The sequence below is a fragment of the Phenylobacterium sp. RIFCSPHIGHO2_01_FULL_69_31 genome (assembly GCF_001824475.1).
In the GTDB taxonomy this organism is placed as follows: domain Bacteria; phylum Pseudomonadota; class Alphaproteobacteria; order Caulobacterales; family Caulobacteraceae; genus Phenylobacterium.
Genome location: NZ_MHXN01000001.1, coordinates 1 through 14,176 on the forward strand (window position 1 = coordinate 1; position 14,176 = coordinate 14,176).

Annotated in this window: 9 protein-coding genes; 2 read left to right on the forward strand and 7 right to left on the reverse strand. The window is 66.9% G+C overall.

Annotation, left to right across the window (positions count from 1 at the left end; genetic code table 11):
- Positions 1 to 391: 391 nt before the first annotated feature.
- Positions 392 to 2,545: an anthranilate synthase component I gene (locus A2790_RS00005; protein WP_293386662.1), complete on the forward strand. Its 2,154-nt coding sequence runs from the start codon at positions 392 to 394 to the stop codon at positions 2,543 to 2,545.
- Positions 2,546 to 2,582: 37 nt separating this feature from the next.
- Here the strand turns inward: A2790_RS00005 and A2790_RS00010 are convergent, their stop codons facing one another.
- Complete coding sequence (locus tag A2790_RS00010) at positions 2,583 to 3,185, reverse strand: recombinase family protein (protein WP_293386663.1); 603 nt, start codon at positions 3,183 to 3,185, stop codon at positions 2,583 to 2,585.
- A gap of 125 nt (positions 3,186 to 3,310) precedes the next feature.
- Here A2790_RS00010 and A2790_RS00015 point away from each other — a divergent pair, with 125 nt between their 5' ends.
- Positions 3,311 to 6,268, forward strand: coding sequence for a Tn3 family transposase (locus tag A2790_RS00015; RefSeq protein WP_293386664.1), 2,958 nt, complete (start codon positions 3,311 to 3,313; stop codon positions 6,266 to 6,268).
- A gap of 297 nt (positions 6,269 to 6,565) precedes the next feature.
- Here the strand turns inward: A2790_RS00015 and gabT are convergent, their stop codons facing one another.
- The 6 genes from gabT to A2790_RS00045 form a co-directional block, all read right to left on the reverse strand.
- Positions 6,566 to 7,879, reverse strand: coding sequence for a 4-aminobutyrate--2-oxoglutarate transaminase (gabT, locus tag A2790_RS00020; RefSeq protein WP_033967260.1), 1,314 nt, complete (start codon positions 7,877 to 7,879; stop codon positions 6,566 to 6,568).
- Positions 7,879 to 9,342, reverse strand: a complete 1,464-nt coding sequence (locus A2790_RS00025; protein ID WP_081988851.1) for an NAD-dependent succinate-semialdehyde dehydrogenase — start codon at positions 9,340 to 9,342, stop codon at positions 7,879 to 7,881. Before A2790_RS00025 ends, gabT begins: the two co-directional genes overlap by 1 nt.
- Position 9,343: 1 nt before the next feature.
- On the reverse strand, positions 9,344 to 10,720 hold the full coding sequence (locus A2790_RS00030; protein WP_033967262.1) for an aspartate aminotransferase family protein: 1,377 nt from the start codon (positions 10,718 to 10,720) through the stop codon (positions 9,344 to 9,346).
- A complete protein-coding gene (locus A2790_RS00035; protein WP_197057890.1) occupies positions 10,713 to 11,912 on the reverse strand; it encodes a serine hydrolase in 1,200 nt (399 codons plus the stop codon). Before A2790_RS00035 ends, A2790_RS00030 begins: the two co-directional genes overlap by 8 nt.
- 137 nt (positions 11,913 to 12,049) lie before the next feature.
- Entirely contained in the window at positions 12,050 to 12,379 is a 330-nt protein-coding gene (locus tag A2790_RS00040; protein ID WP_293386665.1) for a hypothetical protein, read from the reverse strand.
- 228 nt (positions 12,380 to 12,607) lie between these two features.
- On the reverse strand, positions 12,608 to 14,008 hold the full coding sequence (locus A2790_RS00045; RefSeq protein WP_033967264.1) for a P1 family peptidase: 1,401 nt from the start codon (positions 14,006 to 14,008) through the stop codon (positions 12,608 to 12,610).
- Positions 14,009 to 14,176: the final 168 nt, after the last annotated feature.

Genomic DNA, 14,176 nt, shown 5'->3' on the forward strand with positions numbered 1-14,176 from the left:
CCTCAGGGTTTGTTACACGGCCGGCGCTAAGCCGGACAGACGGTGAACAGACCCAATGCCCGTGTCCGGGTGGCTTCCTCGGGCCAATAGTCGACCCCTTCCGGCCGGCGAACGCATCCACTTCCAGGCCGCGGGCTTGGCTCCGCTTGAACGGCGGCTTTCGGGAACCAGGCTGGCGGCAGGAGGCGACCCGTCGCAGACTCTCGACGGGCCGGTTCGCGGCGGCTAGGATCGCCTCATGATCACGCGCAGCCCGTCCGCCCGCTGGTGGTGGCCCCTTTAAAAGGCGGCCTGCGTTCACATGACACATGCCGCCACGGGAACTCCGGGCGGCCTACTCTATCCCTCTCGGACCTCGTGGCGGCGCAGCTTCAAGCCCCGGAGTTCCCCGATGAGTGCTTCCCACGACTATCAAACCCAGTCCGGTATCCGCGTCCGACGCGAGTCGATCGAAGGCCCCTACCAGCCCAGCCTTGATGCCCTCGCGCGACGACTGGACCGGCATCGCGGGGTGCTGCTCTGCTCCTCATTCGAAGTTCCGGGCCGCTATACCCGCTGGGACATGGGGTTCAGCGACCCACCGCTCGTCCTCACGTCTCGCGACCGCCGCGTCACGCTACAAGCCCTCAATGCTCGCGGCGAGGCGTTGCTGGCAATCATCGCCTCCGCATTGAGCGCCCTGCCGGAGATCGCCGCTTCGGAATCCTCAGCCGCACAGCTGACCCTGGATATCCGCCAGCCTGAGCGCCCCTTCTCTGAGGAGCAGCGCAGCCGCCAGCCCTCCACCTTCTCGGTGCTGCGAGCAATGACCGACCTATTCAGCTCGCCGGAGGACCCACATCTCGGCCTCTACGGCGCGTTCGGCTACGATCTGGTCTTCCAGTTCGAGCCCATGGCGATGCGCCTACCCCGCGCCACGGACCAGCGCGACTTGGTACTTTACCTGCCGGATGAAATCATAATCGTCGACCATCAGCGCCAGCGGGTGTTGACCCATCGCTACGACTTCGCTGGCGGGGCCGCCACCACGGCGGGCATACCACGCGGGACCGCGCCGGATCCTTACCGCTCCGCCGCCCCCGGCGCGGCGCCGCGGGAAAGCGACTACAGCCAGGGCGAATACGCCGCCATGGTCGAGCGCGCCCGCGCCCGCTTCGCCGCCGGGGACCTCTTCGAGGTGGTGCTCGGCCAAACCTTCTCCACCCTCTGCGCTGACGCGCCTTCGGATGTCTTCCGGCGGCTCCGGCAGGCCAATCCCAGTCCCTATGGCGCGCTGATGAATCTTGGTCAGGGCGAGTTTCTGATCGCCGCTAGTCCGGAGATGTTCGTCCGAGTCGAGGGCAGCCGCATCGAGACCTGCCCGATCAGTGGCACCATCAGGCGCGGTCGCGATGCGCTGGAGGACGCCGCACACATTCGCGAGCTGCTGAACTCTATCAAGGACGAATCCGAACTCACGATGTGCACGGATGTCGACCGCAACGACAAGTCGCGGGTCTGCCTTCCCGGCTCCGTGCAAGTTATCGGCCGCCGGCAGATCGAGATGTCTTCGCGGCTAATCCATACTGTGGATCATGTCGAAGGCCAGCTTGCCCCTCAATTCGACGCGCTGGACGGCTTTCTCTCCCACGCCTGGGCGGTGACGGTCACAGGTGCCCCCAAGGCGTGGGCGATCCGGCATGTTGAGGCAGAGGAGCGCTCCGCCCGTCGCTGGTACGGCGGCGCCATTGGCCGCTTCACCTTCGACGGCAACATGAATACCGGTCTGACTCTGCGCACCATCCGACTGCAATCCGGCGTTGCGGAGGTGCGCGCTGGCGCCACGCTGCTTCATGACAGCGACCCAGAGGCGGAGGAGGAGGAATGCCGGCTCAAGGCCAGCGCTATGTTCGCCGCCATCCGCGGCGAGACGAGCCTCGCCTGGACCGCCACGGCGCTGCCACCGTTGGCAGTCACGCCCCGAGTGCTGCTGGTCGATCACGAAGATAGTTTCGTCCATACGCTCGGCGGCTACGTCCGTGTCGCCGGGGCGGAGGTCACCACAATGCGTCCCGAGCTGGCTCGCGAGACTCTGCGTGGCGAGCTCGCATTTGACCTCGTGCTGCTATCCCCAGGCCCCGGCCGGCCTGCCGACTTCGCCATGTCGGAAACGTTGGACCTAATCCTGCGGCGGAAAATCCCAGCCTTCGGCGTTTGCCTCGGCTTGCAGGGCATCGTGGAGTATTTCGGCGGCGCGCTGGACGTGCTGGCTCTGCCTATGCACGGGAAGCCCTCTGTGATCGCCAATCATGGCGGACGCTTACTGGCCGGCCTGCCAAAGCGCTTCACCGTTGGCCGCTACCACTCCTTGCACGCTCGCCGCGCTGTATTGCCGGCGGAGCTGGAGGCGACCGCGGAGACCGAGGACGGGATCATCATGGCAATCGAGCATCGCTCACTGCCAATCGCCGCGGTGCAGTTCCATCCGGAGTCGCTGATGACGAGCCCAGACGCTGTCGGCCTGCCGCTGATCCGGTCGGCGCTGACGCTGGGCGCCGTGAGATGAGGACGGGAGAGAATAGGTCGGCCTTCCACCCCTGCAGTCATTCGGTAGGTCTGCTTTGGGGCTGAAGGGCTCGGTAGAGCGTTGCGTGGTGACACTTCAGGAGGGCAGCCGCGTCGCGGACAGACGTTCCCTCGTCTATGAGGCGATGCCCGAGAGCGACTTGGTCGGCCGTAAGCTTGGGTGGGCGGCCGAAGCGGACACCTCGTTTCTTGGCGGCTTCGCGCCCCGTGCTGGTCCGCTGATGGATGAGAGATCGCTCGAACTCGGCGATGCCGGCGAACACGGTCAGGATCATCCGGCCGGCGGGCGATGTGGTGTCGGCCCAGGGCTCGGCGAGTGAACGCAGGCCCGCTCCGATCCCGTTGAGGAGTTCGGCCACCTCGAGCAGGTCCTTGGTCGAGCGCGCCAGGCGGTCGAGCCGGGTGACGACGACCACATCCTCGTCGCGAAGCGCATCGAGCATGCGCACGAGCTCGGGGCGGTCCCGCTTGGCGCCGGAGACCTTCTCTTCGTAGAGCCGGCGGCAGCCGGCCGCCTTAAGGGCCGCGCGCTGTAGCGTGAGGTCTTGATCGTCGGTCGAGACGCGGGCGTAGCCGATCAGCATGTCGCAAAAGTGCTTCGATTTGCCCGACTTCTGCAAGCGACTTTTGCGACAGACGAAGCTGAGCCGGATCAAGGGTCGGCGCAGGTGTCGCACAAGTTTCGAGTTCTGCGACTCGCGACCCGCCCCACACCGGCGTAGGCTTCCGAGCGGAGACCCCGCCGATGGCCCGACGCGAGCTGCTGACAGAAGAGGAACGGGCGTCGCTGTTCGGCGTCCCGACCGAGCGCGCCGCCTTGGCGCGCCACTACACGCTCGGGCCCGATGACCTCGACTTTCTGGCGGCCCGGAGGGGTGACGCCAACCGTTTGGGCGCCGCGACCTGGATGGCGCTGCTGCGCCACCCAGGCTTCGGACTCCGGCACGATGAGACGCCGCCGCGAGAACTCCTCGCCTACCTGGCCGACCAGCTCGGCCTGTCTGAGACGTTGTTCGGCGCCTATGGCGGACGGGCCAAAACGCGCCTGGAGCACGGGTGGGATGTCGCGACCCACCTCAGCGTACGCGGATTCGAGGCCGGCGACGTCGCCTTCGCCCTGGACCGGGCGGCCCAAGCCGCCTGGGCGACCGACCAGGGACTTCCGATTGTCCACGCTGTCGTCGAAGGCCTCCGAGAACGGGGCGTGATCCTTCCCGCGTCCGCCCGTATCGAACGGATCGGCCTGGCCGGGCGTGCGCGTGCTCGCAAGCGCGCGCTGGACGCCGTGGCTGGCGCCGTCACAGCCGAACAGGCCACGGCCCTCGACGCCTTGCTGGTTCCAGATCCCACGACCGGAGTGACGCCGATCGCCTGGCTCCGCGACATCGCCGGCTCTCCTTCGGCGCGGAATCTGTCGGGGCTTCTGTCTCGTCTGGCTTATGTGCGTCGGATCGGGCTCGACCCCGCCGTCGCAGACAACATCCACGAGCGCCGGTTCCGGCAGCTGGTGCGCGAGGGTGCGGTCGCGCCAGCGTTTCTGCTGTCGGACTACTCGGTCCGTCGCCGCCGAGCGACCCTGGCCGCCCAGATGATCGACCTGGAGGCGCGACTGTCGGACGCCGCCGTGCAGATGTTCGACAAGCAGGTTGGCGAACTGTTCACCAAGGCCCGCGCCGCCCAGAAGCGCCATAACGTGGCTTCCGCGCGCGACGTTGGGCGTCTGATGCGCCTGTTCGACGCCACCCTCGACGCCCTGGCTACCGCGCGGGAGGACGGCATCGACGCGATCGAAGCCGTCGATCAGGCGGTTGGATGGGCGCGGTTGCAGGAGGCCCGGCCGCAAGTTGAGGCGCTCGCCGCCTCCGCCGACCCGGATCCGCTGGTGGGCGCCGCAGCGAGGTATATGACACTGCGTCGCTTCGGCCCGGCGTTCCTAGAAGCCTTCCGTTTCCGGGCGGCGGGAGGGCGCGACAGCGCGCTCGCCGCGGTCAAGCTGGTGCAGGACCTGAACCGCTCCGGGCGGCGGGACGTACCGGCAGACGCACCGCTGCCGTTCTCTCGCGCCTGGAAGGCGCTCGTCGGCGAGGGCGAAAACATCGATCGGCGGCTTTACGAGACAGCGGCCTTCGCCACACTTCGTGACCGCCTCCGCTCCGGCGATATCTGGGTGGACGGCTCACGCAACTACCGCCGGTTCGACGCCTATCTCCTGCCGCGCGCCGAGGTCCCGGCCGCTGCCGCGAGTCTCGGTCTGCCCGCGACGGCCGGCGCATACCTGGCCGATCGGGCGCGGCAGCTGGACTGGCGTCTGCGCCGATTTTCTAGCGCGCTACGGCGGAACGCGATCGAGGACGTGGAAATCCGAAGCGGTAAGCTCAAGGTCACGCCACTGTCGGCGGACGTCCCGCCCGAAGCGGCGCGACTGGACGCCATCGTCGATCGGCTTCTTCCCAAGGTGCGCATCACCCGGCTCCTGTCAGAGGTCGCGCGGCGCACCGGTTTCACCGACCGGTTCACGGAACTGCGCTCGGGCAAGACCCATCCCAACCCGCAGGCCTTACTGGCCGCGGTGTTGGCCGACGGGACCAACCTCGGCCTGGAGCGGATGGCCGACAGCAGCCAAGGCGTGACCTATGCCCAGCTTGCCTGGACCCAGGCCTGGTATCTGTCCGAGGAGACCTACGCCGGCGCCCTGGCCTGCATCGTCGATGCGCAAGCCGCGCTGCCGCTCAGCCGGGTCTGGGGCGACGGAACCACGTCCAGTTCCGACGGCCAGTTCTTCCGCAGCGGCCGCCGCGGTGCCGCCGGCGCGATCAACGCCAAGTACGGCGCCGATCCGGGGCAGAAGATCTACACTCACGTCTCCGATCAGTACGCGCCCTTCCACAGCCAGCTGATCTCGGCGACGGCGGCCGAAGCGCCGCACGTGCTCGACGGCCTGCTTCACAACGCAAGCAGCCTCGATATCCACGAGCACTACACCGACACCGGCGGGGCGACCGACCACGTGTTCGCCCTCAGTCATCTGCTTGGCTATCGGTTCGTCCCCCGCATCCGCGACCTGGCCGATCGCCGGCTCGGCACGTTCGAGGCTGCGGGCCGCTACAAGGAGCTGGAGCCCTTGATCGGCCGACCGATCAACACGGCCATCATCCACGAGTGCTGGGACGAAGTGGTGCGGCTCGCGGCCTCGCTGAAGGCCAAAACGGTCGCGCCCTCGGTGATGCTGAAGAAGCTCTCCGCTTACAAGCGTCAGAACCGTCTCGACTTCGCTCTGCAGGAGATCGGTCGCATCGAACGGGCGCTGTTCACGCTGGACTGGTTGGAGAGCAAAACGCTTCGTCAACGGTGCCTTGCCGGGCTGAACAAGAGCGAGTCCCGCCACGCGCTGGCCGCCGCGGTGTTCACCCAACGCCAGGGCCGCTTGACCGATCGCACCGTCGAAAGCCAGGAGTTCCGGGCGTCGGCCCTGAACCTGGTGACGGCCGCCATCGTCTACTGGAACACTCTCTATATGGGCCGCGCCGTCGAGCGCTTGCGCGCCTCCGGCCATCCCGCTCCCGACCACCTCCTGGCCCACGTCGCGCCGCTCGGCTGGACGCATATCAGCCTCACGGGAGACTACCTGTGGCGCGAGCCTGCTGCCGGTTCCGAGGACTTCCTGCCATTACGGCTGAACGAGCGGCTCAGCTCTGTCGCCTGATCGGGTGTTCACGCTCTGTCCGGCTTAGCGCCGTCCGTGTAACAAACCTTGAGGCGCCCCCTATCTGAAGCGCCTCGGCAATCGACCGGTCCGCCTCACCCGCGTCCGAACGCGCCAGCGCACGCTTCCGCAAATCTTCCGAATAAGGTCGTGTCATCCGCGCCTCCAGCACGGACGTTGAATCATATCAGTCCAAACAAGGGAATCCCGATTCCACCAAACAACAGCATGCTCTAGGCCGGTCTTCTTGTCCAAGCCGCGTGTCCTTGTCAGTGGCCACGGCTGCGTCGGCGCGGATCAGTGCACAGCCAGCGCCTGTTCAAGCCGGTCCAACCCTTCCAGCAGCACGTCGTCCGAAACGGTCAAGGGCATCAACAGCCGCACAGTCTCGCCATGGATGCCACAGGATATAACCACCAGGCCAAGCTGGAATGCCCGGGCGACCACGTTGCGCGCCGCCTCCGGGTCCGGCGCATCGGATCCACGGGCCTTGACGAGGTCGAACGCCATCATCGCGCCGAGCCCCCGCACATGGCCGATCGGCATCAGGTCTTCTCGGCCAGTCCATGCCTCGAAACGCGCGCGCAGCTTTCCGCCGATCGCGTTGGCACGCTCGATCAGCCCTTCCTCCTCGATGACATCGAGCACGGCGAGAGCGGCCGCGCAGCTGGTCGGCGCACCGCCGAACGTCGAACCGAGCCCACCGCCGTGCACGCTGTCCATCAGGTCCGCCCGGCCGGTAACCGCCGCGATCGGGAAGCCGCCGCCCAGCGCCTTGGCCATGGTCACGATATCCGGCGCGATACCGCTATGCTCGACCGCGAACAGCTTGCCTGTACGGGCGAAGCCAGTCTGCACCTCGTCGCAGATCAGCAGGATGCCATGCTCGGAGCAGATCGCGCGTAGCGCCCGCAGCAGTTCGGGCGGCGTGACGTGGAAGCCGCCTTCCCCCTGCACCGGCTCGATGATGATCGCGGCAATCGAGCCAGGATCGGCATCGGTGCGAAACAGGGTGTGGAGGGCATCGAGGCTGTCCTGCACGGAAACGCCATAGTGAGCGATCGGGAATGGGACCCGCCAGACATCTCCGGGCAGGGTGCCGAAGCCGCGCTTGTAGGGCATCGCCTTGCCGGTGAGCGCCGTCGTCATCAGCGTGCGGCCGTGAAACGCGCCGGCAAAGGCCACTACGCCGCTACGGGCGGTGGCGTGGCGGGCGATCTTGACGGCATTCTCAACTGCCTCCGCGCCGCTGTTGAAAAAGAGGGTCTTCGCCGCTCCGTCGATCGGCACCAGCGCGTTCAGCCGTTCGGCGAGCGCGACATAGGGCGCATAGGGCAGCACCTGGAAGGAGGTGTGGGTGAAGCGCTCCAGCTGGTCCTGCACAGCGGCGATCACCCTGGGATGGCAGTGGCCGGTGCTGCACACGGCGATGCCGGCGACGAAATCGATATAGCGATTGCCGTCGACGTCCCAGACTTCGGCATTGCGCGCGCGGGCGGCATAGGCCGGCGTTGCGCTGACGATACCGTTCGGCACCGCAGCAGCCCGCCGGACCGCGAGACCGGCATTGTCGGACGCAAGCTCCGAGGCATGGAGAGATGCGGTCGCCATCAGATGCCTCCCAGGGCAAGATATTTGATTTCCACGAAATCCTCGAGGCCGTAGCGCGAGCCTTCGCGGCCCAGGCCGGATTCCTTGACCCCGCCGAACGGAGTCGCCGGGTTCGAGGTCAGCGTCTCGTTGACCGCCACCATGCCATATTCGAGCGCCTCGCCGACACGGAAGACGCGGCCGATGTCGCGGGTCCAGAGGAATGCCGCCAGGCCGTAAGGCGTGTCGTTCGCCGCGGCGATCACCTCGGCCTCGGTCTCGAAGCCATAGACGGCGGCGACCGGGCCGAAGATCTCCGTGCTGGCGATCGCCATGTCCGCCCGCACGTCGACGAGCAGGGTCGGCGCGAAGAACAGGCCGCCGCGCGGATGCGGCGTGCCGCCGAGCACCGCCTCGGCCCCCTTGCCGAGCGCATCCCCGACCAGTTCCTGGACCTTGGCAACCGCCGCCGGGTTGATCAGCGGGCCGATCCTGGTGTCGGCTTCCAGCCCGGGCCCGACCGGCAGATCCTCCATCGCCGCCCGGAGCTTCTCGACGAAGGCGGCGCGCACGCCGGACTGCACATAGATGCGGTTGGTGGCGACGCAGGCCTGGCCGGCGTTGCGGAACTTGGTCGCCATCGCGCCCGCCACCGCCGCATCGAGATCGGCATCGTCGAACACGATGAACGGCGAATTCCCGCCCAGTTCGAGCGACAGCTTCTTCACCGTATCCGCACATTGCCGCATCAGGATCTTGCCGACCCGGGTCGAGCCGGTGAAGGAAAGCTTTCGCACGTCCGGGCTCGCGGTGAGCACTCCGGCAACGGCTTCGGCGCGCTTCGCGGTGACGATGTTCATCACGCCTTCCGGGAAACCCGCCTCCTCGGCCAGCAGCTGAAGCGCGATCGCCGAAAGCGGTGTGTCCTCGGCCGGCTTGACGACGATCGTGCAGCCCGCCGCGAGCGCGGGCGAGACCTTGCGCGTGATCATCGAACTCGGGAAGTTCCACGGGGTGATCGCGCCGACGACGCCGATCGGCTGCTTGAGCACCAGGCAGCGCTTGTCCGGCGCATGGGTGGGCACGATGTCGCCATAGAGGCGCTTGCCCTCTTCGGCGAACCATTCGATGAAATTGGCGCCGAACACGATCTCGCCCAGCGCCTCAGCGCGCGGCTTGCCCTGTTCGAGCGTCAGGATCTCCGCCAGCGCCTCCTGGTTCTCCAGGATCAGCCGGAACCACGCGCGCAATATGTCCGCGCGCTCGCGTGCCGTCCGCGCCGCCCAGGCCGGGAATGCCGCCTTGGCCGCGTCGATCGCCCGCTGGGTCTCCGGGGCGCCCATATCGGCCACGTCGCCGATGAAGCTCCCGTCAGCGGGATTGTGGACCGCGAAGGTGGCGGCGACATCGGCCCGCTTGCCATAGGCCAGGGTGCGGGCGAGCAGCGCGTTGCCCGCGGGAGAAAGATCGGGGTGCATCGTCATCTCACATCAACCCCAGCGTCCGCGCCGTGCCGTCGAGTGCGCGCGTGAGGATTTCCATCAGTTCGTCCACTTCGCCGCGGGTGATCACCAAAGGCGGGCTCAACACCATCGACTGGCCGACCGCCCGGGCGATCAGCCCATCGGCGTAACAGGCCTCGCGCGTCAGGATCGCGGCATTGTCTTCCATCGTGCAGACGGTGCGTGTCGCCTTGTCGCGGACGAGCTGTAGTGCAGCCATCAGCCCCACCCCGCGCCGCTCGCCGACCAGCGGATGCCGATCGGCCAGCGCCTGAAGGCTCGCCTGGAAATAGGGCCCGATATCGTCGCGCACCCGCTCGACCAGCCCTTCGCCGGCGATGATCTCGATATTGGCGAGCGCCACGGCGCAGGAGACCGGATGCCCCGAATAGGTATAGCCGTGCGGCCATAGGCCGCCCTTGGCGATCACGTCGAAGATTCGGTCGTGCAGCGCCACCGCCGCAATCGGCAGGTAACCGGAGGAAATGCCCTTCGCCATCGGCATGAAGTCGGGCTCGATGCCGAAGGTCTGCGAACCGAACCAGGCGCCGGTACGTCCGAAGCCACAGATCACTTCGTCGGCGATCAGCAGCACGTCGTACGCGCGGCAGATACGCTGCACTTCGGGCCAATAGGTCTCGGGCGGCACGATCACGCCGCCTGCGCCCTGCACGGGCTCCGCGATGAACGCGGCGACATTGTCCGGCCCGAGTTCGAGGATCTTCTCCTCGATCGCGCGGGCCGCCTTGAGGCCATAGTCGGCGGGCGCGAGATCCCCGCCGTTCACATACCAGTGGGGATGCTCGACATGCGCGAATTCGGGCAAGGTGCCGTTGTCCATGCCGTGCATCGCCGGCATACCGCCCAGGCTGACGCCCGCGACGGTGGAGCCGTGATAGGCGAGCGTGCGGCTGATGATCGTGCGCTTGCCCGGCTTGCCCAGCAGCTTCCAATAGTAACGCGCGAGACGGACGATCACGTCATTCGCCTCGGAGCCCGAATTGGCGAAGGTGAAATGATCGAGCCCCGCCGGGGTGAGGCCGGCCAGCCGCTCGGCCAGCTCGATCATCGCCGGCACCGCGCTCTGGAAGTGATTGTTGTAATAGGGAAGCCTGTCCATCTGCGCCTTGGCGGCGTCGGACAGTTCGGTGCGGCCATAGCCGATGTTGACGCACCACAGCCCGGCCATGCCGTCCAGGATCTTGCGGCCGTCGCTGTCCCAGACATGCGAGCCCTCGCCCCGCACGATGATGCGCGAGCCCTGTTCGAGGATCAGCCCGGGATCGGTGAAGGAGTGAAGGTGATGGCGGGCATCGCGTGCCTGCCATTGCGCCGTGCTGTTCATCTTGATCTCAGTCATGGGCGGTCAGGGCCTCCACCGCGGAATTGAAGAAGTCGTTGTCGAGGATCACCTCGGATCCGCGCGGCTTGGCGCGCGAGCTCAGCACGGCGATCAGCAGGTCGCGCTTCGGATTGATGTACACATACTGGCCGAAGATGCCGCGCGCGGAGAAGGCGCCGTCGGCGAGCGAGCCCGACGCATCGGGTACGATCCACCACATATAGCCATAATCGCGCCGTTCGCCGCCGACGATGCGCGCGCTACCCGCTTCGGCCATCCAGCCCTCGGGAAGGATGCGTTCCCCCGCGATCGTGCCGTCTCCCATCGCGAACCGCCCGAAGCGGGCGTAGTCGCGCAGCGTCGCGCTGATACCGCTGCCGGCGACTTCGAGTCCGCCGGGGGATTCGAGCCACCAGCAGGCATCCTGCTCCATGCCGAGACGGGACCAGAGTCGTTCGGAAAGATAGTCCGACAGCCACTTGCCCGTCGCCGCGCGAACGAGCGCGCCGACGACATGGGTTTCTCCCGTCGAATAATTCCAGCGGGTGCCAGGCTCGGCAACGCGCGGCAGCCCGGCCATGTAGCGCAGGATCGCGCCCGGCTGCTGGGCGATCTGCAGCTTCAGCATGTGCCGCCGCTCGGACTGGGGATCGACATGCTCGTCGTCCCAGCGGACCCCCGAGGTCATCTGCAGCAGGTGGCGGATCGAGACGCCGTCATAGCCGCCGCCCTTCAACTCGGGCAGGTAATCGGTCAGCATGTCCTCCACGCCGCCGATATGCCCGTCCTGGATTGCGGCCCCGACAAGCGTGGTCGCGATCGACTTGGCCATCGACATCGACACCCAGCGCGTATCGGGCTGCAATCCGAGTTCGTAGCGCTCGTGAATCACTTCACCGCGCCGCTGGATGAACAGGCCGGCCACCCGGTTGCGGAAGACATAATCATAGAGATCATATTCGCGGCCATTGGCCCGGATCGTGAAATCCTCGACCGGCGCCTGCGCATAGACGAAGGGCGCGACCGTATCGCCGCGACGGATGGTCCGCACCGGAAACGCGCGGTGCGTGTTGCGCAACGCTTCTACCTGCGCGCCGGGCATCAGCTTGCCCGCATAGAGCGGCGTCATGCGGTCCGCATAGCCGCTCGAACCGGCGAACCCCGACGTCAGGCCCAGCGGCTCTGCAGCCGGTGCATCAGAGACGTTCAACCAAGCCCCCTAACCCTTTTGTTGTTCGGCCAAAGAGCTAATCCGCCACGGCGCGCCAGCTAAGGTGCCAAGGATGGGAGGGGTGTTGCGCCTCGCGCACCAGCCCCGCGCCGATCGGAAATATCCTTTGCGATCGGCTATTTGCCGGCAAGGAGGACGCGACCCGCGACGTGCGGCTTCGCCACGTCGCGCGCGAGTTCGGCGGTAAACCAGCGCAGGTAGCGGCGCACCAGCGGGGTATCCTTCCGGTCGGCACCGACCAGTACATAATATTTGCCGAAACTATAGGGCTGGAACGCCGGTTCGCCTCGCCCGATCTCGACCAGCTCGCCCGAATCGAGAAAGGCCTGTCCGACCAGCCCGTTGACCAGCGCAACCCCGCGTCCGTGCAGCGCGGCATCAAGGGTCAGGTGGCCCTGCGACAGCCGCGGCCCGGTCAGGTCGAGATCGTCATAGACGCCGTGCACCGCCAGCCAATGCGCCCGCCTCCTGGGCGAAGGCCGGGGCCGCGGCGATCGCCAACGCAAGGCTGGACACGGTACAAAGGCGGCGACCCAGATTGTTCAGTCTCATCGCAAATCCCCCAAGCTCTGTTGCAGTACGGAGACTGTTGCGCGCTCCGGAAGGTGAAAAGGCGCGTAGAGGGTCCGCCGTGGTGCGCGGGACGCACCATGGCGGACGGCGGCGTCGCGCGATCAGCGTCCGGCCTGTTTGATGCCGGTCTGCGCCCACTCCCCGGGGTTGATCACCAGCTTGCCCTTCGTCGCAAAGTCGAGGACCATCGGGTAGCGCCCCGGCACGGCGAACCGGCCGCCATCATAGGGAAGCAGCTCGACCGGCTTGTCCATCGGCACGTTGAAAGCGTTGCGCCCGACCGCCTGGCCGAACAGCTTGCCGTCCTGCGCGGTGATGTTCACCGTCACGAAATTCGAGAAGCGATACTTGCCTGCATAGGATGCCAGCGTTCTGGCGGGCACCGCCGGCTGCGGCGACATCACCGGCAAGGCCGGCTGCGGCGGCACAGATGCGAGCACCGCGTCCCAGGCCAGTTCGCTGGCGATCGAGCCGATCTCGACGCCGTTGAGCGCGCCCGGCGTGCTCGGATCGGGCGCATCGATTTCGCCGGTGGTGATGGCATAGAGCGTATCGCCGTCCGATGCCGTGGCGAAAGGCTGGATACTGCGCCCCATCGCGGTATGGACCTGGATCGCCAGCCGCTGGAGTTCGGCCGGCTCCATCTTCTGGTTGATTGCGACCAGCGTGACCGTGGTGTTGCGCATCCTGCCGCTCTCGGCGCCCCAGCCGGCCTTGCGGCTGTCGGGAAGGTTGCGCAGCAGATCGTCGACGCGAACATCCTTGGGCCAGCTCGGATCACGGTAACAGGCGGCGGGGCGGCCTTCCCGATCGGTCACCAGCCCATAGGCGTTGACCACCGAGAAGACGGCGATCTTGAGCGCGCCGATCTGCTTGAACGCGCCGCCCTGGCCCGAATGCGCCTTGCAGCCGAAGAAATCGCCGGTGCGGGTCATGCTCCCGGCTCCGGCGGCGCCATTGCGGAACACGCCCGGGATCCGAGCGCGATAGGCCGCCTGGGCGAGCTTCTTGTCGGGGTATATCTCGTTCAGTCGGCGATCGCCATAATCGAAGATGACCGCCCCGACCGCCACCGCGATCGAATCCCATCGCCCGGTATTGCGGCCATCGTCCTTGAGCGCGGTCGCGACGGCGGTCGTCGCTTCGAGCCCATAGGCCGCGCCGCCCGCGAACACGACGGTGTCGATGTCGTAGCTCGAATATCCGAGGCGGACGAGGTCGGTATTGATGGTGGCCGGCGCCCCGCCGCGCACGTCCACCGCCGCCAGCACCTTCTTGTCGAAGCTGAAGACCGTCACCCCGGTGGGGCCCTCACGATAGGAGGCGCTGCCGATCTTGAGCGCGGGCCAATCGAAGCGCAACTCGCTGCCGCCGCCATTGAGCACCGGAACGAGGTCCGCCTGTGAATCCGGCGGGCTGGGCGCCGCCGTTTGGGCCGATCCGGCCGAGGCACCCATCAGCAGGCAAGTGACAAGGGCGGCGACGCCGGTGCGATGCTTCATATGTTTCGACCCTTTCCGTTGATCTCCGACCCGGCAGTATGCGTCAGAAATCGCGGTGCCACATATGCAAAAAATGGGCTCTGTTGCAAACATTCGGGACCGCCGAGCGGCACCGCGCCTTTGTTGGGATCAGGCCGCTTTGTTGAAATGCTGATTGAGCATGGCCAT